Origin of the sequence: Micromonospora humida (assembly GCF_016901255.1) — a bacterium.
Classification (GTDB): Bacteria; Actinomycetota; Actinomycetes; order Mycobacteriales; family Micromonosporaceae; genus Micromonospora; species Micromonospora wenchangensis.
The window spans coordinates 505,796-525,123 of sequence record NZ_JAFEUC010000001.1 but is presented as its reverse complement, the minus strand read 5'-3'; the positions used below and the strand labels follow the sequence as shown (position 1 = coordinate 525,123).

Here is a 19,328-nt window from a genome sequence, read left to right as displayed (position 1 = left end):
GCCGGTGACGGACACCTGGCAGGGTGCGCCGCGAGTGGCCGCCGACCTGCGGGCGATGCGCCTGTTCACGGTGCTCTCGCTGGGGCTGGGCATGCTGATCGGTGGCGTCGTGCAGGTGCTGCTCGGCGTCGGCGTGGCCGGCGGCCCCCGGACGGTCGTCCTGGTGGTCGCGACGACCGCCGCCGTCCTGGCCGGGCTCGCCGCGATTCCCCTGCTGCTGCGGGGCCCCGACGAGGTGCCGCCCGGCCATCCGCTCGTCCTGGTGCTGCTGGCGCTGTCCGGCGCGGTGTGGGTGCTGGCCGTCGTGCCGCCGTTCGCCGGCTGGGGGTGGGCGTTCACCCTGGCGATGGCGGGCGGGGTGCTCAGTTGTCTGGTCCGGGGCCGGTGGCGGGCGACGGTGATCCTCGGCTGCTGGGCGGTGATCGGTCTCGGCGGGCTGCCCGGCGTGCTGGCCCCGTCGCGCGTCGGGCCGCCGTCCGATGCGGCCGCCGACGCCATCGTGCTCAGCACCGTCGCGGTGTTCACGCTGTTGCCGCTGAGCGCGGTCTGGGTGCAGCAGGTGGTGCTGCGGCTGGAACACGCCCGCCGGCTCGCGTCCGACCTGGCGGTGGCGCGGGAGCGGCTCCGGTTCGCCGCCGACCTGCACGACATCCAGGGTCACAACCTCCAGGTGATCGCGTTGAAGAGTGAACTGGCGGAGCGTCTGCTGACCGGCCAGCCCGAGCGGGCCGGCCGGGAGATCGCCGAGATCCGCCGGATCGCGCGGGTGGCCCTCGACGACACCCGCGCCGTGGTGAACGACTACCGCACCGTCACCGTGGCGACGGAGGCGCGTAACGCGGCGGCGGTGCTGCGGTCCGCCGGCATCCGCTGCACGGCACGCATCGACACGCCGGACCTGCCCGTGGCCCTCGGCGCGGTGTTCGCCGTCGCGATCAGGGAGGCGGTGACCAACGTGCTGCGGCACAGCAGGGCGACCGAGGCCACCATCGAACTCGTCCGCGTCGGTACCCCTCACCCCGCGCCCCCCGGGGCCGACGCGGCGGAGTACCGGCTGACCGTCACCAACGACGCCGCCGGGGTGCCGCGCCGCGACGGAACGGGCCTGGCCGGCCTCGCCGACCGCGTCGCGGCCCAGCGTGGAACGGTCGAGACCACCCGTGAGGGGGACACGTTCGTGCTGGTCGTCCGCATCCCCGCGCCGGACGCCGCGGGGTCTGCCCCGCCGGAGCCCACCGCGCCGGGGAGACGACGGGGGACCGGCAAGTGATCCGGATCGTGATCGCCGACGACGAGGAACTCATCCGGGGCGCGCTCGTGGCGCTGCTCTCCCTCGAGGCCGACATCGAGGTCGTCGCGGACGTCGCCGACGGCGAGGCCGCGGTTGCCGCCGCCGTCGCCCACCGCCCCGACCTGACCCTGCTCGACCTCGAAATGCCCGGACTCGACGGGGTCGACGCCGCCCGCCGGCTGCTGCGGCTCGTCGCGACGCAGGTCGTCATCGTCACCCGGCATGCCCGACCGGGCACCCTCAAGCGGGCGCTGAACGCCGGGGTGCACGGCTTCGTGCCGAAGTCCACCCCGGCGTCCGAGCTGGCCAGGATCATCCGGTCGGTGGCCGCCGGCGAACGCTACGTCGACGCGTGCCTTGCCGCGTCGGCGCTCACCGAGCAGGAGAGCCCGTTGACGCTGCGGGAGATCGACGTGCTGCGGCTGACCCGCGACGGCCTGCCCACCAAGCACATCGCGCGGCAGCTCGGCCTGGCCCACGGCACCGTCCGCAACCACATCTCGTCCGCGATGGCGAAACTGAACGTCGGTTCCCGCGCCGACGCCGCCGCGATCGCCTGGGAACAGGGCTGGATCTGACCGCCCCGCCGACGCCTTTCGCCGGGTCGCGGGGACGCCCCGTCGACGCTGTTCGCAATTTCGCCGATGTAGCGGCATCGAAGTGCCTTCGACCCCCCAACAACGGCGATATTGAGTCGATCGACACCTCCCCGTGTTCCCGGAGGTGTTCTCGATGCCGTCGCCGGTCCGGCAGACGGTAGTCTGCGAGCAGTGAAGCTGTCAGGTCGTGAGGTGAGGTCGGCGCGGTGGGTACCGGTTATGAACCGATGACTCTGGCGGCGCTGGCCGCTCATATCGTCGCCGCCGACACCGATCAGACCCGTTGGAAGCTGGTGTGGGAGTTCCTGGAGGAATACCGGTGGGAGCCGGCGACCACCAGGGTCGGCCTGTTGCAGGATGAACCGGGGCAGACCGGGGACCTGCGATGGGACGCGCTACTTGCCGCCCTCGCCGAGCACCTGCTCGCCCAGATGGATCTCGCTCCGCCCGACTGGGTCGAGACGCGGGTGCTGCGCCGGGCCTGGTTCCCGGCCGAGTTGGCCATTCACCGGGCCGACGCACTGGCCTGGGCGCCTGCTGCATTCCGTAAACACGGGGTGTACCTGTCGGTGCACGATCTGACCGCCGCATGACCGGGTCCGAGGGCGTCCTGATGGGGGGCGCGGAGTTGGGGCGTGCGTCACGCAGCCAGCCGTCGTGGCCCGCATCGAGCGGAGCCAGCAACGCACCGACCGGTACATGGTGGTGGATCTGGCGGCGGCCCTGGAGTGCTCGGTGGTCGATCTGACGGGTCGGGCGTGCGTGCCGGCTGATCGGCAGCTCGATGCCGTCCGGATCGACGCCGAGCGGTTTGACAAGGCGGCCCCGGACAAGCTGGAGTTGTCTGGGGCCGCCTACTGATCGTGTACGCGAATCGTCCACGCGCAGGGCGGGTTGCCGACCACCGCATGGACGCTGTGACCTAGGTCATGTAGCGGTTATTCCCCTTGTCAGCGCCGGTTCCGGCCCGAAGCTGGTCCACGTTCTCCACGTGTCCGGACTCCCTGCAGACAGGTCCAGAGCGGGGCCTCCACGTGTCCACGCTGTCTGGCGCGGACACGTCCTTGTCCGAGAGCCATTGGCTCCGTCCGTGGTGACCTGGACTGTCCATGTCCGCGCTGTCCGGACGCGCGGACACGTGGACACATCGCCGAGCTACCCCCGGCTGCGCGGGGGTCGCTTGCGCAGAACAAGCACGATCCCGCCCACGGCGCTACCGGCGATCGTGGCGATCGCGGGGATCGCGATCGTGGCCGTGCTTCCCAGCTCGGGACCGCTGGCCAGCACGATCCACAACAACGCGCCGATAGAGGCGACCGTGATGATCATCAGGGCACTGATCAGCGAACCTTCGGTGCTCTTCGTGCTGTTGGGCTGGAACTTGGTAGCGGCAGGGGCTACCGTGTGCATGGGTTTCATTGGTTCTCCTGACAGTTCGCTGGCATGGACATGTGACGAGACGCGACCCATCAAGGCGGCCCCGGGGATGGCAGTCCCCGGGAACCCGCCGCCTTCACGTAACCGGTCTTGTGATGGATAGACCCTAGCGACCCGCGCCGACGCCTTCCATCAATCGCGGGACCTCGGGTCACCGCTCCACCTGTGGAGTGTCAAGGCAAGTCGGATCGCGCACGCCCTAGAAATCTCCACGGGACCGCCGCGCCGTACAGAGCCGGGTCACGGCCTCCGCTGGTGTAACGCGGCGATGACCTGACGTTAAGGCAGCCGGCGCTCAGGATGGTGCGCTTGTGATGGCCAACACGGATTTCGGTCACACCAGGTAGTCCGACTTCCCCGAGCCTCACTCATCCGATCTTGGGTTTTCCCAGGTAAGACGCGTCACGGGCGCGTTTAGGCCGATCTTCTCTGCAGCGGACACCTTGTCACGGAGAGCGTGGCCAGAACCGAGTTATCGGAGCTGCCAGCACCCTCCGGAAGTTGCTGCACCCGGACATGTTGAAGTCGTTGTCGAGGCTGTCCGGCTCCGGGCAAACTCATGTCCATCCGGGGCCACTTGACGTGGCGAAGTTGCCGCTGGCCTGCGCGCCGCCGGGTAGCACCGACCTGAGATGTCGTCGCTCTTCTGCTCCTGTAGACCTTTCCTGGGGCTACGGGAGCAGGAGAGGGGTTATGCGGTGGCGGGACGGTCGGTAGCGTTGGTGTGACGGCGGCCGGTGGGCCGTGGGCCGGTGGCGCATCCCGTGCTGACGAGGAGGTCGGGGTGGATTCCTTGCCGGAGTTGACGTTCGGGCAGCGGTTGAAGGTCTACCGGGAACGCTCCGGAAAAACCCGCGCGGTGCTCGGTGGACTGGTCGGCCGGAGTGCCGAGTGGGTCAAGGCGGTGGAGACCGACCGCATCCTGCCGCCGCGCATCCATATGCTGGACCGGATCGCGCGTGCCCTCAAGATCGACGTCTCCGTCCTCGCCGGGGAGCTGGGCAACCGGTCGGCCGTGGTCAACGGCCCGGAGCATCCGGCACTGGCATCGGTGCGGGATGCGGTGAACCGCTTCGCGATCCTCCGGGACGCTCCGGCCGAGTCGTTGCCCAGCCTGCGGGAGCGGCTCGCGGCGGCGTGGCGGGCCCGTCATCAGGCATCGGATCACCGAACGGTGCTTGGCGCGTTGCTGCCCGGGTTGCTGCGGGACGTGCAGCATGCCGCCCTGGCGTACGAGGGCGCGGAGCGGCGACAGGCACAGGCGTTGTTGGCCGAGACGCTGGGGCTGGTACAGATGTTCCTTGCCTACCAGCCCGCAGCCGAGTTGATCTGGCGGGTGGCGGATCGGGCGATGGTGGCGGCGCAGGAGTCGGGCGAACCTGAGGCCCTCGCCCGCGCCGGATGGTTCCTGGGGCAGGTGCACCGGGACACCGGCGACTGGGACACCGCGATGGCGGTGACGCTGGACGTGCTGTCGGCTCTGGAGTCCCGGGCGGCCGAAGGGGAGGCAGGGCTCCTCGCCCTGTGGGGAGCGCTGAACTTCGAGGCCGCCTACACCGCTGCTCGGGCGGGGGAGGAGGGCAGGGCGTGGCGGTACTGGGATCGCGCGGACCGGGTCGCGCAGCGCCTGCCACAGGGCTTCTACCAGCCGCAGACGTCGTTCTCCCGGGTCATCATGGGTGCTCATGCGGTGACCGTGGCGGTGGAGTTGCAGAAGTCCGGCGAGGCGGTACGACAGGCACGCCGGCACGAGGCGGCGGCGATTCCGTCGAGGCCGCGCCGGGCGCGGCACCTCATCGAGGCCGCGCGGGCGCACCACGGGAAGGGCGACAAGGACGCGGCCGTGGCGATGCTCCGGCAGGCGTACGAGTCAGCCCCGGAGACGATCCGCTTCAACGGGTACGCCCGCCAGATCACCCTGGACCTGCTCGATGGACCACGGTCCACCCGAGACGAGGCCCGTGACCTCGCGGTGAAGGTCGGACTCATCCCGTAAACCGGGGGTAGGAACCCTACCCGCTCCCCGTTATGACCTTGCGTAGCTTCTCCGGCACGGGATGTGGTGGGTAGTGCGGCTTCGCCCGCTCGCCACGTCTTCCGGCACGGGGGCGAAACCGTCCCTGTGACCCGGGCGCGGCAGTGGTGGCCTCTCGGTACACCGTCGCGCCCTTGCGAAGGGGACGCAGGTGGGCGACGAAGAACGTGATCCGGGTGCGAGCCGGGGTGAGCGGATTCAGGCGGTCGAGCGGGAGGCGGCGCGGCGGCGGTTGCTCGCGCAGGCCGAGGCGGAGCGGATTCCGGTGGAGGAGACGACGCGGGCGGTGCCGGATCGGCGGTGGCGTCGTGGAGGGCGGTGAGTTGTTGCCGGTCGGTCGGCGGGTGGCGCACTGGCGGGGGCGGCGTGGGTTGTCGCAGCAGGTGTTCGCCGACCGGTTGGGCAAGTCGAAGAGTTGGGTGGACAAGGTCGAGCGGGGTGTCCGGACGCTGGACAAGGTGTCCACGCTTCAGGACATCGCCGCCGTCCTGCGGATCGACCCGGGTGTGCTGCTCGGCCGGGACCTCCAGGCAGCGGACGTGTCCGGTCCGGTCGAGGGGGTCGCGCAGATCCGGGAAGCCCTGTCGACGTACGACGTCGCGGTGGGAAGGCCGTCAGCGCCGGGCCGGGTCGTGCCGGCGGATCGTGTGGGGCGGGACGCCACCCATGCATGGGTCGCCTTCCAGCATGCCCGCTATCCGCAGGTGGCCGGGATGCTCCCGGGGTTGGTGGGTGGCGCGCAGCGGGCCCGTGCCGGTGATCCGGTCGTGGGCCGGCCGGTGCTGGTGGAGGTGTACCGGCTAGCCGCAGCGCTGCTGGTCAAGCTCGGTGAGGTGGATCTGGCGTGGTTGGCTGCCGATCGGGCGATGACCGCCGCAGCCGGTGAGGTGGTGTCGGTGGCTGCGGTGACCGTGCAGCTCAGTCAGGTGTTGCGGGCGTCGGGACGGGCACGGGTGGCCCGTTCGACGGCGCTGGCCGCCGCGTACCGGATCGCCCCGCCCGACCCTGGCGCTGCGTCCGCCCCGGAGTTGTCGCTGTGCGGGACGCTCGTCGTGCAGGCGGCGTTGGCGGCCGCCCGCGACGGCGACGACCGCGCCATGGCCACGTTGCTCGACGAGGCCGCCGACATGGCCGCCCAGGTCGGCGACGGCCACGACCACCACCGGACCGGATTCGGACCGGTGGCGGTGGATCTGGCCCGGGTCACCGCCGCCCTCGACCTGGGCGAGGCGAGAGAGGCGGTGGCCTGGCACGAGAAGACCACCGGCCGCGACGGCTGGCGGTGGCTACCTGCGGAACACCGCGCCGGGCACCTGCTCGACGCCGCCCGCGCCTACCTGGACGCCGGCGATCCGGGCAACGCCTGCCGGGTCCTGGTCGCGGCCGAGCGCACCGCTCCCTGCGAGGTGCGCCTGCGGCCCGCCGCCCGCGCGGTCCTCGCCCGCCTGGTCCGCGACCCGTACGCCCCCGCCACGGTCATCCACCTCGCCGCCACCCTCCGGGTGCCCTGACCACGACCACGCCACCGTTGGGCGCTGTTGTGCCGGTGTTGCGGTATCAGAGCGCTCTGATACCGCAACACCGGCACAACAGCGCCAAGAACGTCAGGGGCGGCGGCGCAGGGTCGGGTCGGTCAGGGCCGGTACCCGGTAGCCGGCGTCGGCCGGGTTGACGTCGTGGCCCGGCTGGACCAGCGCGTCGATCCGGTCCAGCACGTCGGCCGGCAACCCGGCCGGCTCCCCGGCGGGCAGTTGGCTGCGCAGCTGGGCGAGGGTACGCGGGCCGATGATGGCGCTGGTGACCGCCGGGTGGCTCAGCACGAACCCGAGCGCCAGGTCGATCAGCGTCAGGCCGCTCTCGTCGGCGAGCGTGGCCAGCTCGTCGACCAGTGCGAGCTTGCGGTCCCGGGCGGCGGCGTCGCGGAAGTCGAAGTGGTCGCCGTTGCGCCCGGCGCGGGAGTCCGCCGGTACGGCAGTCGACCGGTACTTGCCGGTCAGCCAGCCGCCGTTGAGCGGGCTGAACACCAGCACGCCGAGCCGGTACCGGGCGCTGGTGGGCAGGGCGGCGGCCTCGACGCCCCGGGTAAGGACCGAGTAGCCGAGCTGTTCGGTGGTGAAGCGTTCCCGCTGCCGGCGTTCGGCCACCCACTGCGCCTCGACGATCTGCTCGGCGGGGAACGCCGAGGTGCCGATCATCCGGACCTTGCCCTCCCGGACCAGGTCGGTCAGCGCGCCGAGGGTCTCGTCGACGTCGGTGAGCGGGTCGGGGCGGTGCACCTGGTAGAGGTCGATCCAGTCGGTGCCCAGCCGGCGCAGGCTGCCGTCGACCGCCTGCCTGATCCAGCGGCGGGAGTTGCCGCGCCGGTTGCGGTCGTCGCCCATCGGCTCGTGGAACTTGGTGGCCAGCACGACGTCGTCGCGCCGGCCGCGCAGCGCCCGGCCGAGGATCTCCTCGGACTCGCCGTGGGCGTACACGTCGGCGGTGTCGACCAGGTTGATCCCGGCGTCCAGCGCCTCGGCGACGATCCGGTGGCACTCCTGCTCGTCGGTGTTGCCCCAGGCGCCGAACATCATGGTGCCCAGGCAGAGGGTGCTCACCTCGACACCGGTCCCGCCCAGTCTGCGGTACTGCATGATCCGATCGTCCTCCCGTACGCGGTGTGCTCCCACGCTGGCACGCGGGCCGCCCGGCGGCACCGTCCCGGCGCGTCGAACCCGGCGTGCCGGCTTTGTGTCCCCGGCACATCGCCCCCGCCGGCAAAGAGTGAATAGGCTGGTGGACGCGATAGTGATGGACATTTCGGTACGGTGGAGGTAACAGTGGCGACCGGCCTGACCCAAGCCCGATGGACGCATGTGGCGTTGCCTACCGGCGACCTCGACAAGGCGATCTCGTTCTACACCACGCTCACCCCGCTGGTGGTCGTGGAGCGGTTCGCCGACGCCGACGGCGAGAGCGTCTGGCTCTCCAACGACAAGCAGGTCGAGACCCCGTTCGTGCTGGTGCTCGTCTCCTTCAACAAGGACAAGGGCGGCCAGCTCGGCCTGCTGCACCCGTTCGCGCACATCGGCATCGAGGTGCCGCAGCGTTCGGACGTCGACGAGATCGCCGGGCGGGCCCGCGAGCTGGGTTGCCTGCACTGGGAGCCGCGTCAGATGCCGCCGCCGGTCGGCTACATCTGCGCGCTGAAGGATCCCGACGGCAACGTCATCGAGATCTCCCACGACCAGCAGGTCTTCGACACCGTGCGGCGTCGGTGGGGGAGCTGACCGCAGCGTCCACCCGCGCCGCCGTGCAGCGGTACCTGGCGGCGCTGAACGCCCACGACGCCGATGCCGTGGCCGGCTGCGTGAGCGTCGACTTCGTCAACGAGCACACCGCGGCCCTCGGCCGGACGGTGATCGGCCGGGCCCGCTACCGGGCCCGGCTCGACGGCTTCCTGGCCGAGTTCGTCGACCTGCGCTACGAGGTGGAGGAGCTGCTCGCCGACGCCGACCGGGCGGCGGTGGCGTACCGGATGTCGTTCCGGCTGGCCTCGGCCGGCCGCGCACCGGTGCGCATCCGTGGCGTGTTCCGGTTCCGGGTCGACGCCGACGGCCTGATCGCCCACCGGGTCGACTACTGGGACAGCGGCGAGGTGCACCGCCAGCTCGCGGGGGCCCCCGATCCGCCGCCCGCCCCCGGTTCGGGGGCGGGCGGCCCGGCGTAGCCGGCTTCCGGCCCCGGCGTGCGGTGGTGTCCGTGTCGCCGGATCCGGCCCGTGCTCGGTAGAGTTCGTCTTTCGGCGGACGGCGAGTGCGAGGTGGCGCGGTGACGGGCGGAGTCGACGAGTCGGCAGGTGACGCGCCGGCGATCCAGACCGTGCAGCGGGCCGCCACCATCCTCCAGGCGTTCTCGGTGGAGCGGCCCCGGCTCACCCTGGCCGAGCTGACCGCCGACCTGGCCATCAGCCGGGCCACCGCGCACCGGTACGCCCGCGCGCTGCGGGCGGCCAACCTGCTGCGCTTCGACACGGCCACCGCCACCTACACGCTGGGCCCGCAGGTGCTGGCGATGGAGGCCGCCGCCCGCGCGGCGCTGCCCATCGTCACCGCCGCCGAGCCGCACCTGGACCGGCTCACCCGGCTGACCAACCAGACCTCGGTGCTCAGTGTCTGGAACGGTGAGGCGCCGACGGTGGTCCGCTGCATGGACAACACCAGCGGTGACGTGCGGCTCAGCGTGCGCACCGGTTCGCCGTTGGATCTGCTCCGCTCGGCGCAGGGCCGGGTCTTCTGCGCCTACCTGTCGGCCGCCGAGGCGCCCGCCGTGGCCCGCCAGTTGCGGCTGTCGGCGGGCCTGCGGGCCGTCGTCGAGCAGGTCCGCCGGGACGGTTTCGCGGTCAACTCCCCGGAGGATTTCGGGGTACGCGTGCTGGCCGCGCCGGTGTTCGAGCGGACCCAGGTGGTGGCCGCCCTGGCGGTGCTGGGCACCAGCACGGCGCTGTCCGGCGCGGTGGAGGCCGCCGCGGCGGACAGCCTGCGGTTGGTGGCCAGGGAGTTGTCCGAGGCGCTCGGCGCGGGCTGACGCCCCGGCGGCCCGCCGACGTCAGCGGTGACCGTTGCCGTTGAGGTGCGGGTGGTGGCCGTTGCCGCCGCTGCCCAGCTCGGCGGTGACCAGGGCGGCGACGCGTTGCAGGGCGATGGCGAGCGGGCTGTCGGTGCCCTCGGGAACCGAGGTGGTGGTGCCGACGATGGCCATCGCGGCGATCAGGGTGCTGCCCCGGAAGATCGGCGCGGCGATGCTGCGGACCCCGTTGGCCGAGGGCGTGTTGGCCGAGATGCCGGTCCGCCGGATCTTCTCGACCTCCCGGCGCAGCTCGGCGGAGGCGGCGATCTCGTCGGCCAGCCCCGGGACGTCGGCCTCGGGGAGGAACGCGCAGAACACCCGGCCCTGGGCGGATTCGGTGCGCGACAACCGGGAGCCGGTCCGCACACTGACCCGGATCACCCGGTCGGTGTTGTCGTCGGCGCGGACCACCACGGCGGTGTCGCCGTCCCAGACGCTGAGCACCACCGTCTCGTCGATCTCGCGGACGAGCTGCTGCATGCGCGGGCCGGCGATGCTGATCACCGGCATCGCCGCGCGGGCGGCGGCGGAGAGGGTCAGGATCTGCGGGCCGAGGGAGTAGAGTCCCTCCCGCTCGTCGTAGCGCAGCAGGTTGCTCTCCCGCAGCGCCTTGGTGTAGCGGTGCGCGGTGGCCTTGCTGGTGCCGAGGCTGGCGGTGAGTTCGTTGAGGCTCAGGCGCGGACGTGCCGCCGTGAACGCGTTGAGGATGACCGCCGCGCGCTGCACGGTCTGGATCGCCGGTGAGCTGGGGTCAGCGCTCTTGACCGGCGAAGGGGCATCGTCCGCCATCTGGATTCCTTTGTGCGCAGAGTGAGACAGTATCATGGCATATGACACGTCAGCCTGTCGATGCCTGCTGGTGGCGCAGCGCGATGTCCGCGTACAACCGGGCGAAACGCAGCAGTTCCGACAGGGCGTACCGGTCCCGTCGCGGGTCGGCCGCATCGGGCGGTAACGCCGGCGGGCCCAGCCGTACGGTGGGCACCCCCCGGGCGCGCAGCACCACCCCGTCGGTCGACCCGGTCCACCCGCGCAGCGGTGCCGGCGGCCGGCCGTACGCGGCGAGCCAGGCGGCGTCGGCGTGCCGGCAGATCGGCGCGGTGGGTGGGGTGGCCGCGGCCGGGTGCGCCGGATGGCCGGCCACCGCCAGCCCGCAGTCGGCCAGCGGGGTGTCGCGCAGCCGCCGGGTCAGGGTGGCCCGCAGCGCGTCGGTGATCTGCGTCGGATCGTCGCCGGGCACCGTGGTCAGGTAGAGGTGGAGGTCGACCACCCCGGGCAGCAGGTCGGGCTTGCCCGGCTGGCCGGCGCGGACCGCCCCGAGGCCCAGTTCCGCCCCGACCAGGGCGTCCGGGTCGGCCCGCCGGGCCAGGTGTGCCCGGCGGAACTCCTCCAGCGCCTCGACGACCACGCCGAGGTGGGCGAGCAGTCCGCCGGGGGGTGTGGCGGTGTCCCGGAACAGCGCCGGGTGGAAGCCGCTGGACAGCCGTACCCGCAGGAACATCGCTCCTGGTTCGGCGGTGAGGATGCCCGGCGGGCTGGTCTTGGCCACGATCGCGGCGGCCGGCCGTGGCCGCCCGCGCAGGTGGTGCAGGACCCCGCCGGTGGTGGGGGCCGGCGCGACGCCGTCCTCCGGCCCGGCGGTGGGGTCGTCGCGGTGGGTGCCGGTGGCGGCGAGCAGCAGGGTCAGCCGGTGCGGCCGGCCGGCGGCCCGCAGGGTCTCGGCGGCGGCGGCGTAGCCGACCAGGGCGGCGGCTGCCGCCGCCCGCGCCACCGACAGGCCGAACCCGCTGACCACCTCGCGGGCCGGGCCGGACAGCTCCAGCGCGGGGGCGGGGGAGTGCCGGCCGGTGATCGGGGCGTCGAAGTCGGTCCCGCCGGTCAGCGAGGTGTCCAGGTGCGAGTAGATCAGCAGTTCGGGACGGTCGCCCAGGTCGGAGCCGCCGACCAGGTTGGCGCTGTCCGGCGTGGTCGCCGTGCGCTCCAGCGGGTCGACCCGCCAGGGCAGCTCCGGCCAGCGGCCGGTGGCCCAGTCGGCGACCCGGTGCGCGGTGGCCCGCTCCCGGCCGTACGGGCTGGGCTGGGCGGTGAGCGCGGCCAGGGCGTCGACCAGGGTGGCCTCGTCGACCGCCCGCGCGGCGGCGTGGCACAGGGGCGCCGGTACCTCGTCGTCCATCCGCTCCCTCTCGCCAGCGTGACTTCATTCAAGATGACGTCTCGTATGTTGACATACTCTGGGCCGGGTCTCTAGCGTGGCCTGACACCAAACGACATCGCCCCGCATCCGGCGACGTCGCGGAACGGGTCCCGCACCCCGGATCGGCTGCGCGCCCGGACCTGCCGCTGCGGCGCGGATGCGGCCGGCCGACCAAACCGCAGGAGGACCGATGACCTACGTGGTCACCGACGAATGTGTGGACGTACAGGATCGGTCCTGCGTCGAGGAATGCCCGGTGGACTGCATCTACGAGGGCGACCGGATGATGTACATCAACCCCGACGAGTGCGTCGACTGCGGGCGCTGCGAGCCGGTCTGCCCGGTCACCTCGATCTTCCACCTCGACGACCTGCCCGCCGACCGCGCCCGGTTCGGCCCGATCAACGCCGAGTTCTTCACCGAGATCGGCACCCCGGGCGGCGCCCGCAAGATCGGCCGGGTCGGCCACGACCACCCGGCCGTCGCGGAAAGCGCCGGCTGATGGCCGAGCGGCACGAGGTCGACCTCGCGATCATCGGCGCCGGCCCGGCCGGCCTCTACGCCACCTACTACGCCGGCTTCCGCGGGATGAGCGTGGCGGTGATCGACTCGCTGCCCGAGGCCGGTGGGCAGATCGCCGCCCTCTACCCCGAGAAGGCGATCTACGACATCGCCGGGCTGCCCGCCGTGCGGGGCCAGGAACTCGTCGACGCCCTGCTCACCCAGGCCGCCACCGCCAAGCCGACGTTCCTGCTCGGGCAGAGCGCGACCGAACTGACCTGCGCCGAGGACCACGTGCTGATCGGCACCGACACCGGCACCCAGGTCCGGGCGGCGGCCGTGCTGCTGACCGCCGGCATCGGCACCTTCACCCCCCGCGAACTGCCCGTCGGCAGCGGCCACCTCGGCCGGGGCCTGCGCTACTTCGTCCCCCGGCTGGAGGAACTCGCCGGGCAGGAGGTCGTCGTGGTCGGCGGCGGCGACTCCGCCGTCGACTGGGCGCTGGCCCTGGAGCCGTACGCCAGCAGCGTCACCCTGGTGCACCGCCGACCGCAGTTCCGCGCCCACGAACGCAGCGTCACCCAGCTGCACGAGTCGACCGTGCGGGTGCTCACCCCGTACGAGGTCAGCGGGATCGACGGGGAACAGCACGTCGAGGCCGTACACCTGGCCGAGGTGCGCGGCGAGGGCCGGGAGACGCTGCCCGCCCAGGCGGTGGTCGCCGCGCTCGGTTTCATCGCCGACCTGAGCGCGATGGAACGCTGGGGTTTGGAGATGCGCCGCCGCTACGTCGCCGTGGACCGGTCGATGCGCACCAACCTGCCCCGGGTCTTCGCCGCCGGCGACATCACCGACTACGACGGCAAGGTACGGCTGATCTCGGTCGGCTTCGGTGAGGCCGCCGCCGCCGTCAACAACCTGGCCCCGCTGGTCAACCCGGCGCTCGGCACCGTCCCCGGCCACTCCTCGGACGCCGCATGACCGCCCCCGCGCCCACCGACGCGCACCTCGTCGTCACCCGGTACGGGCTGGGCCGGATCACCGGCGACGACGTCGAACTGCTCGACCTGCCCGCCCCGGACGTGGCCGCCCTGCTGCGCGCCGGCCGGGGGCTCGCCCCCGCCACCGAGGCCCGGGTCCGCCGCCGGCTGCCGCTGGAGACGCTCGTCGGTGACCTGCGCCCACCGATGGCGAGCACCCGCGCGGTGTGGGGCGTCGGGCTGAACTACCACTGCAAGGCCCGGACCACCGGCCGGGCCCTGCCCACCCAACCGGTGCTCTACCTGAAGTCGCCCAGCGCCGGCTCCGGCCCGGAGGACACCGTGCCGCTGCCCGGCTCGGTCAGCAGCCAGCCCGACTACGAGGGCGAGGTCGCCCTGGTCGTCGGCGCGCGGATGCACCACACCCCGGCCGAGCAGGTCTGGGCGCACCTGGCCGCGATCACCGCCGCCAACGACCTGACCGCCCGGGACGTGATGGCCGCCACGGGCAACCCCACCCTGGCCAAGAGCTTCCCCGGGTTCGGCGCCCTGGGTGCCTCCGTGCTCGGCCTGGGCGCGGTCGCCGACCGCGACGCCATCGGCGTCCGCACCACCGTCAACGGCGAGCTGCGCCAGCAGGCCAGCACCGCCGACCTGATCTTCCCGGTGCCCGACCTGCTCGCCTGGATCACCCGGTACGTGGTGCTGGAGCCGGGCGACGTGGTGCTCACCGGCACCCCGACCGGCACCGGCCAGGACCGGGGTTGCTTCCTGAGCCCCGGCGACCAGGTCGAGGTCACCGTCGCCGGGGTGCTGCCCCTGCGTACCCGGTTCCGTGCCGAGAGCCCGGACCACCCCGCGCCGGCCGCCGTCGACGCGTCGACCCACTCGCTTCGCACAGAGAGCCCGATGTCATGAGTGAGAATTCCGAGCGGTACGACCTGGTGCTGGCCGGTGGCCAGGTGTTCGACGGTCAGACCGGAGCCAGCCAGGTCGCCGACGTCGCGGTGACCGGCGACCGGGTGGCCCGGATCGCGCCCGGCCTCGCCGCCGCCGCCGACCGGGTGATCGACTGCACCGGGCAGTACGTGCTGCCCGGCCTGGTCGAGGCGCACACCCACATCTTCGCCGAGGTCTCCAAGGTCGGCGCGCCGCCGGACGAGGCGCACCTGCACCGGGGCGTCGTCGCCGCCTGCGACGCCGGCACCGTCGGCGCGTCCACCTTCGCCGCGTTCGAGAAGTACGTCGCCGCGCCGGCCCGGATGCGGCTGGTGAACTTCCTCAACGTCTCGGTCCTCGGCCTGATCGACTTCCGGTTCGGTGAGCTGATCAACCCGGGCACGCTGGTCCCCGAGGACGCCCTGGCGGTGGCCGAGGCCAACCCGCACCGGGTCCGCGGTTTCAAGATCCGGCTCTCCGAGGACGTCGTCGGGTTGGACTGGCGTCCGCTGCTCAAGCGTTCCCTGGCGCTCGCCGGCGAGGCCGGTCTGCCGCTGATGATCCACATCGGGGAGACGCCGGAGCCGCTGCCGGTGATCCTGCCCCTGCTGCGCCCCGGCGACGTGGTGGCGCACTGCTACACCGGCAAGCCGTACGGCATCCTCAACGACGGCACCGTGCTGCCCGAGGTCCACGCCGCCCGCGAGCGCGGGGTGCTGTTCGAATCCGCCCACGGCAAGAGCAACCTCAGCTTCGCCGTCGCCCGTCCGGCGATCGAGCAGGGCTTCCTGCCCGACGTGGTCACCTCCGACACCAGCGCCCGCAACTGGCGCGGCCCGGTGTTCGACCTGGTCACCAGCATGGCCAAGCTGCGCGCGATGGGGATGACCCTGGAGCAGTTGGTGCCCCGGGTGACGACCGCGCCGGCGCGGCTGACCGGCCTGGACGCCGAGGGCTACGGCACCCTGGTCGAGGGCGGCCCGGCGCACGTCACCGTGCTGGCCGAGGCCGAGGAGGCGGTGCTGCCCGACGCCGCCGGTAACACGATCACCGCACCCCGGCTGGACCCGGCCGTGGTGCTGCTCGGCGGCGAGCAGGTGCCGACCGTGCCGTGGCGCGGGCTGCCCGCCACCGGGGCGTGAGGCCCTGATGTCCGCCGTCGAGCCGGCCCCGCCGGCCGGGGTGCACGGCCACCGCGCCCGGCTGCGGGCGGCGCTGCGCGCCGGTGGGCAGCTCGCCGGTACCTTCGTCAAGCTGCCCGGGGCCGACGTGATCGCCCTGGCCGCCCGCTCCGGACTCGACTTCGTCGTGATCGACCTGGAGCACTCCGGCCTGGACGAGCGGACCGCCACCGACCAGCTCCGGCTCGCCGCCCTGGCCGGCCTGCCGGCGCTGGTCCGGGTGCCGGCCGTCGACCCCGGCCAGGTCAACCGGCTGCTGGAGGCCGGGGCCGTCGGGATCCAGCTGTCGACCGTGCGCCGCCGGGCCGACGTCGAGGCGTTGCGCTCGGCCAGCCGGTACGCCCCGTACGGGCGGCGCAGCATCAGCCTGGCGCACCCGTCGGCCGGATACGGCGAGGACGGCCTGGACCGGTACCTCGCGGCGGAGGCCGAGCACCCGCCCGTACTGGTGGCCCAGATCGAGACGGCGACCACCGACGACCCGCTGCCCGCCCTGCTGGCCGGGGTGGACGTGGGCTTCGTCGGGACCACCGACCTGGCGGTGAGCCTGGGCCTTTCGACCACCGACGACCCGGGGCCGTTGTTGCGGCGTACCGGGGACATCGCCGCCGCGGCCCGCACGACCGGGACCCACCTCGGCGGCTGGGTGCCCGAGCGGTCCGCCGCGGCGCTGGACCGCTGCGGCCTGACCGACGCGCGCTACCTCGTCGTCGGCTCCGACCTGCACCTGCTCGGCACCGGCCTGCGTCGGCTCGCCGCACCCCTCTGACCCGCCCGAGAAGGGACGCGTTCACATGCTCAACCCGCAGCTCTACCGCACCTCGGTCAACTGGGACGACATCCCGGCCACCGACGTCCGGCCCGGGGTACGCCGGAAGGTGTACGCCACCGACGAGGTTCTCTTCGCCTGGCACGAACTGGCCGTCGGGATGGACCTCAACCCGCACCACCACGACGACTTCGACCAGTTGGTGCTGATCCTCGGCGGCCGGTGCAACTACTACGTCGACGGCGTGCCGCACCCGATGGGGCCGGGCTCGATGCTGCTGGTGCCGCGCGGCGCGGAGCACTACATCGAACCGACCGAGGGCCCGTGCATCAACGTGGACGTCTTCGCCCCGCCCCGGGCGGACTTCCTGCCGCACGCCTGGCGTCCCGGGCAGGGCTGACCGGCGATGACCGACATCGTGGTGGTGGGCAGCCTCAACGTGGACGTGGTGGTGCCGCTGCACGAGCTGCCCGCCCCCGGGCAGACCGTGCTCGGCGCGGCCGACCACCGGCGGGCCGGCGGCGGCAAGGGCGCCAACCAGGCCGTCGCCGCCGCCCGGCTGGGTCGCCGGGTGGCGATGGTCGGCGCGGTCGGCATCGACGCCGACGGCGACTGGCTGCTCGGGCTGATCGCCGCCGAGGGGGTGGCCACCGAGGCGGTGCTGCGCGCCCCCCGGCCCACCGGGCAGGCGATCGTGCTGGTCACCGCCGACGGCGACAGCACCATCGCGGTCAGCTCGGGGGCGAACATGTGGCTCGCCGCCGAGCATCTCGGCCCGCTGCGTGACCTGCTCGGGTCGGCGCGGGCGGTGCTGCTGCAGCAGGAGGTCGACGCCGCGGTGGTGGCCGAGGCGGTCCGGCTGGCCGAGGGGCTGGTGGTGCTCAACCCGGCACCGGCCCGCCCGGTCGACCCGGCGACCCTGGCCCGGGTCGACGTGCTGGTGCCCAACCGGGGTGAGCTGGCCGCCCTGGCCGGTGCGCCGCCGACGGACGCCGGGGTGGACGGGCTGGCCGCGATGGCCCGGTCGCTGGGTACCCGGGGGCCGGTGGTGGTGACCCTCGGCGGTGACGGCGCGCTGGTGGTGACCACCGACCGGCAGTGGCTGATCCCGGCGGAGCGGGTCGACGCGGTCGACGCGACAGGTGCCGGGGACACCTTCTGCGCCGCCCTGGCCGACGCGCTGCTCGACGGCGCGGCGATCGACGAGGCGGCCCGGTGGGCGAGCCGGGCGGCAGCGGTGACGGTCACCCGGCCGGGGGCGATGGAGGCCGCACCCCGGCGTGTCGAGGTGCCCACCGCCGCCTGAAACCCCGCCCTGCTACGCCGGCCGGCGCGTCCCCGCCCGGTCCGGCTGCCGCCTTGGCTTGCGAACCTGCCGCCCGTCGCATGCTGCCTGTCGGCGACGGCGCGGCCCGGCTCCGGCCGGCTGCGCGCTGCCCCCGGCCTGTCCCGGTCGGGGGCAGCGGCGTGGCACCGCGGCTGCACCGGTGGCGTGAGCTGTCCGGCCCGGGGCGGCTCGGTGCCGCCCCGGGGCCGGGCGCGTCAGGGACCGGCCGGCAGGGCCGGTCGGCGGTGGCCGGTCAGAAGTGGGCCGGGAAGTCGGCCTTGCGGATCAGGCAGTGGATGCCCTTCACCCCGTCGACGACCTGGCTCACCTCGAAGTCGCCGGCGGCGCTCAGGTAGGCCAGCGCGGTCTGCGGGGGCATGCCCTGGGTGCGGACGAGGAAGTCGACGGCGGCCCGGACGGCCCGGCGCATCGCCTCGTCGAGGTCGCTGTGCAGGCCGACCGGCAGCCAGTGGGTGGCGGTCTCGCCGAACGGCCCGTCGACGGCCCCGAGCAGGCCGGCGGCCTGCGCCCGGGGGATCACCGACAGCCGCAGGGTGGCCCGCAGCGGTGCCTCCAGGGCGGTCAGCGCCACCTCGCCGTCGCCCTGGGCGTAGTGCGGGTCACCGGCGTAGAAGCCCGCCCCGGGTAGCTGTACCGGCAGGTAGAGAGCCGAGCCGACCTGCAACTCGTTGATGTCGAGGTTGCCGCCGAAGGCGCCGGGCGGCACCGAGTGGACCGGCTCGTCGGTGTCCACGGCGACGCCCATCAGCCCCAGGAAGGGGGCGAGCGGGAAGCGGGCCGCCCGGCCGTCGCCGTACGGCAGGGTGCCGAACAGCCGGCCGCCGTGGTGGATCACCTCGGTGAAGTGGCTGACGGTGCCGTACTCCCGGGGGCCGTCGCCGTCCGGGCCGGTGTCGGTGGGGGTGAGCGGGTACTCCCCGGGCAGCGCGCCGTAGCCGTGCCGGCTGCTGATGAAGCCGTACGGGGCGCGGACGAGCAGGTCGAGCACCTCGATCCGGAGCAGGTCGCCGGGTTCGGCCCCGGCCACCGTGATCGGGCCGGTGACCACGTGCGGGCCGTCGGCGTCGTAGTCGTGGGCCACGTCGGAGGCGGCCAGGTCCCGGGCGTCGGTGAGCACCTGGTCGCTGGGCACGTCGAACTGCTTGAGGAAGCCGACCGGGTCGCGGCCCTGGTCCTCCAGGATGCCCTCGTGGCTGAGCGTGTCGATGGTCACGGTCTCCCCGGAGCCGATCCGGAGCACGGGTTCGTGCCGCCGGTTGGGCAACCGGCCCCACAGGCAGGTGTCGGGGGTGCTCGGCAGGTAGTGGGTTCCACCGATCGGGCCATCGTGCGGCTGGAGCATGACATCCTCCGGAAGGGGTGACACCGGCTGGCGGTGCGACGGGACGGCGCTGCCCGGTGCGGGTGGCCGGCGGCCGGCGACGGGATGCGCGGGCCGCGTCCGAG

At 73.2% G+C, this 19,328-nt stretch carries 22 protein-coding genes; 17 read left to right on the top strand and 5 right to left on the bottom strand.

What is annotated here, in order from left to right; all coding sequences use genetic code 11:
• The first annotated feature begins 4 nt into the window (after window positions 1-4).
• The 4 genes from JQX11_RS02205 to JQX11_RS32040 all read left to right on the top strand — a co-directional run bounded on the left by JQX11_RS02205 (window position 5) and on the right by JQX11_RS32040 (window position 2,751).
• Window positions 5-1,270 (top strand): sensor histidine kinase, encoded by a 1,266-nt coding sequence (locus JQX11_RS02205; RefSeq protein WP_204923215.1) that lies wholly within the window; start codon window positions 5-7, stop codon window positions 1,268-1,270.
• The gene (locus tag JQX11_RS02200; RefSeq protein ID WP_204923214.1) at window positions 1,267-1,869 is read left to right on the top strand and encodes a response regulator transcription factor; all 603 of its coding nucleotides are present in this window, start codon (window positions 1,267-1,269) and stop codon (window positions 1,867-1,869) included. The genes JQX11_RS02205 and JQX11_RS02200 overlap by 4 nt, the downstream gene beginning before the upstream one ends.
• 248 nt (window positions 1,870-2,117) lie before the next feature.
• A complete protein-coding gene (locus JQX11_RS02195; RefSeq protein ID WP_204923213.1) occupies window positions 2,118-2,483 on the top strand; it encodes a hypothetical protein in 366 nt (121 codons plus the stop codon).
• Between the two features lie 64 nt (window positions 2,484-2,547).
• The gene (locus JQX11_RS32040; RefSeq protein ID WP_232377006.1) at window positions 2,548-2,751 is read left to right on the top strand and encodes a hypothetical protein; all 204 of its coding nucleotides are present in this window, start codon (window positions 2,548-2,550) and stop codon (window positions 2,749-2,751) included.
• 294 nt (window positions 2,752-3,045) lie between these two features.
• On the opposite strand, the gene JQX11_RS02185 is transcribed toward JQX11_RS32040, so the two are convergent.
• Complete coding sequence (locus JQX11_RS02185) at window positions 3,046-3,309, bottom strand: hypothetical protein (RefSeq protein ID WP_204923212.1); 264 nt, start codon at window positions 3,307-3,309, stop codon at window positions 3,046-3,048.
• Window positions 3,310-4,111: 802 nt separating this feature from the next.
• Between JQX11_RS02185 and JQX11_RS02180 the strand changes: the two genes are divergently transcribed.
• The 3 genes from JQX11_RS02180 (at window position 4,112) to JQX11_RS02175 (ending at window position 6,873) form a co-directional block, all read left to right on the top strand.
• Window positions 4,112-5,323 carry a helix-turn-helix domain-containing protein gene (locus JQX11_RS02180; protein WP_204923211.1) on the top strand — a complete coding sequence of 404 codons (1,212 nt, stop codon included), beginning with the start codon at window positions 4,112-4,114 and terminating at the stop codon, window positions 5,321-5,323.
• Window positions 5,324-5,513: 190 nt separating this feature from the next.
• Window positions 5,514-5,684, top strand: a complete 171-nt coding sequence (locus JQX11_RS32035; protein WP_232377005.1) for a hypothetical protein — start codon at window positions 5,514-5,516, stop codon at window positions 5,682-5,684.
• Window positions 5,671-6,873, top strand: coding sequence for a helix-turn-helix domain-containing protein (locus JQX11_RS02175; RefSeq protein ID WP_307826024.1), 1,203 nt, complete (start codon window positions 5,671-5,673; stop codon window positions 6,871-6,873). The genes JQX11_RS32035 and JQX11_RS02175 overlap by 14 nt, the downstream gene beginning before the upstream one ends.
• A 93-nt stretch (window positions 6,874-6,966) precedes the next feature.
• Here JQX11_RS02175 and JQX11_RS02170 read toward each other — a convergent pair whose 3' ends face one another.
• A complete protein-coding gene (locus JQX11_RS02170) occupies window positions 6,967-7,995 on the bottom strand; it encodes an aldo/keto reductase (protein WP_204923210.1) in 1,029 nt (342 codons plus the stop codon).
• A gap of 222 nt (window positions 7,996-8,217) precedes the next feature.
• Here JQX11_RS02170 and JQX11_RS02165 point away from each other — a divergent pair, with 222 nt between their 5' ends.
• The 3 genes from JQX11_RS02165 to JQX11_RS33285 all read left to right on the top strand — a co-directional run bounded on the left by JQX11_RS02165 (window position 8,218) and on the right by JQX11_RS33285 (window position 9,928).
• Window positions 8,218-8,631 carry a VOC family protein gene (locus JQX11_RS02165; RefSeq protein WP_240762839.1) on the top strand — a complete coding sequence of 138 codons (414 nt, stop codon included), beginning with the start codon at window positions 8,218-8,220 and terminating at the stop codon, window positions 8,629-8,631.
• Window positions 8,619-9,071, top strand: coding sequence for a nuclear transport factor 2 family protein (locus JQX11_RS02160; protein WP_307826023.1), 453 nt, complete (start codon window positions 8,619-8,621; stop codon window positions 9,069-9,071). Before JQX11_RS02165 ends, JQX11_RS02160 begins: the two co-directional genes overlap by 13 nt.
• Window positions 9,072-9,172: 101 nt before the next feature.
• A complete protein-coding gene (locus tag JQX11_RS33285) occupies window positions 9,173-9,928 on the top strand; it encodes an IclR family transcriptional regulator (protein ID WP_158224267.1) in 756 nt (251 codons plus the stop codon).
• Between the two features lie 21 nt (window positions 9,929-9,949).
• Here the strand turns inward: JQX11_RS33285 and JQX11_RS02150 are convergent, their stop codons facing one another.
• Window positions 9,950-10,759 (bottom strand): IclR family transcriptional regulator, encoded by an 810-nt coding sequence (locus JQX11_RS02150; RefSeq protein WP_204923209.1) that lies wholly within the window; start codon window positions 10,757-10,759, stop codon window positions 9,950-9,952.
• Between the two features lie 49 nt (window positions 10,760-10,808).
• Window positions 10,809-12,143: a hypothetical protein gene (locus JQX11_RS02145; RefSeq protein WP_204923208.1), complete on the bottom strand. Its 1,335-nt coding sequence runs from the start codon at window positions 12,141-12,143 to the stop codon at window positions 10,809-10,811.
• Window positions 12,144-12,354: 211 nt separating this feature from the next.
• Here JQX11_RS02145 and fdxA point away from each other — a divergent pair, with 211 nt between their 5' ends.
• The 7 genes from fdxA to JQX11_RS02110 are packed head-to-tail and all read left to right on the top strand — an operon-like array spanning window position 12,355 to window position 17,840.
• Window positions 12,355-12,666 (top strand): ferredoxin, encoded by a 312-nt coding sequence (fdxA, locus tag JQX11_RS02140; RefSeq protein ID WP_204923207.1) that lies wholly within the window; start codon window positions 12,355-12,357, stop codon window positions 12,664-12,666.
• Window positions 12,666-13,646: an NAD(P)/FAD-dependent oxidoreductase gene (locus tag JQX11_RS02135; RefSeq protein ID WP_204923206.1), complete on the top strand. Its 981-nt coding sequence runs from the start codon at window positions 12,666-12,668 to the stop codon at window positions 13,644-13,646. The genes fdxA and JQX11_RS02135 overlap by 1 nt, the downstream gene beginning before the upstream one ends.
• Window positions 13,643-14,563, top strand: a complete 921-nt coding sequence (locus JQX11_RS02130; protein ID WP_204923205.1) for a fumarylacetoacetate hydrolase family protein — start codon at window positions 13,643-13,645, stop codon at window positions 14,561-14,563. The genes JQX11_RS02135 and JQX11_RS02130 overlap by 4 nt, the downstream gene beginning before the upstream one ends.
• Window positions 14,560-15,726, top strand: coding sequence for a hypothetical protein (locus JQX11_RS02125; RefSeq protein WP_204923204.1), 1,167 nt, complete (start codon window positions 14,560-14,562; stop codon window positions 15,724-15,726). The genes JQX11_RS02130 and JQX11_RS02125 overlap by 4 nt, the downstream gene beginning before the upstream one ends.
• A 7-nt stretch (window positions 15,727-15,733) precedes the next feature.
• Window positions 15,734-16,534 (top strand): aldolase/citrate lyase family protein, encoded by an 801-nt coding sequence (locus JQX11_RS02120; protein WP_204923203.1) that lies wholly within the window; start codon window positions 15,734-15,736, stop codon window positions 16,532-16,534.
• Window positions 16,535-16,559: 25 nt separating this feature from the next.
• Window positions 16,560-16,934: a cupin domain-containing protein gene (locus tag JQX11_RS02115; RefSeq protein ID WP_088647236.1), complete on the top strand. Its 375-nt coding sequence runs from the start codon at window positions 16,560-16,562 to the stop codon at window positions 16,932-16,934.
• Between the two features lie 6 nt (window positions 16,935-16,940).
• A complete protein-coding gene (locus JQX11_RS02110; RefSeq protein ID WP_204923202.1) occupies window positions 16,941-17,840 on the top strand; it encodes a ribokinase in 900 nt (299 codons plus the stop codon).
• Window positions 17,841-18,114: 274 nt separating this feature from the next.
• On the opposite strand, the gene JQX11_RS02105 is transcribed toward JQX11_RS02110, so the two are convergent.
• Entirely contained in the window at window positions 18,115-19,224 is a 1,110-nt protein-coding gene (locus tag JQX11_RS02105; RefSeq protein ID WP_204923201.1) for an acetamidase/formamidase family protein, read from the bottom strand.
• Window positions 19,225-19,328 lie beyond the last annotated feature (104 nt).

Excerpts from the sequence above, each read along its gene's own strand:
- JQX11_RS02125 (WP_204923204.1), top strand. The coding sequence starts at position 14,560 with ATGAGTGAGAATTCCGAGCGGTACGACCTGGTGCTGGCCGGTGGCCAG.
- JQX11_RS02120 (WP_204923203.1), top strand. The coding sequence starts at position 15,734 with ATGTCCGCCGTCGAGCCGGCCCCGCCGGCCGGGGTGCACGGCCACCGC.
- JQX11_RS02145 (WP_204923208.1), bottom strand. The coding sequence starts at position 12,143 with ATGGACGACGAGGTACCGGCGCCCCTGTGCCACGCCGCCGCGCGGGCG.
- JQX11_RS02195 (WP_204923213.1), top strand. The coding sequence starts at position 2,118 with ATGACTCTGGCGGCGCTGGCCGCTCATATCGTCGCCGCCGACACCGAT.
- JQX11_RS02110 (WP_204923202.1), top strand. The coding sequence starts at position 16,941 with ATGACCGACATCGTGGTGGTGGGCAGCCTCAACGTGGACGTGGTGGTG.
- JQX11_RS02185 (WP_204923212.1), bottom strand. The coding sequence starts at position 3,309 with ATGAAACCCATGCACACGGTAGCCCCTGCCGCTACCAAGTTCCAGCCC.
- JQX11_RS02170 (WP_204923210.1), bottom strand. The coding sequence starts at position 7,995 with ATGCAGTACCGCAGACTGGGCGGGACCGGTGTCGAGGTGAGCACCCTC.
- fdxA (WP_204923207.1), top strand. The coding sequence starts at position 12,355 with ATGACCTACGTGGTCACCGACGAATGTGTGGACGTACAGGATCGGTCC.
- JQX11_RS02105 (WP_204923201.1), bottom strand. The coding sequence starts at position 19,224 with ATGCTCCAGCCGCACGATGGCCCGATCGGTGGAACCCACTACCTGCCG.
- JQX11_RS02150 (WP_204923209.1), bottom strand. The coding sequence starts at position 10,759 with ATGGCGGACGATGCCCCTTCGCCGGTCAAGAGCGCTGACCCCAGCTCA.
- JQX11_RS02130 (WP_204923205.1), top strand. The coding sequence starts at position 13,643 with ATGACCGCCCCCGCGCCCACCGACGCGCACCTCGTCGTCACCCGGTAC.
- JQX11_RS02135 (WP_204923206.1), top strand. The coding sequence starts at position 12,666 with ATGGCCGAGCGGCACGAGGTCGACCTCGCGATCATCGGCGCCGGCCCG.
- JQX11_RS02115 (WP_088647236.1), top strand. The coding sequence starts at position 16,560 with ATGCTCAACCCGCAGCTCTACCGCACCTCGGTCAACTGGGACGACATC.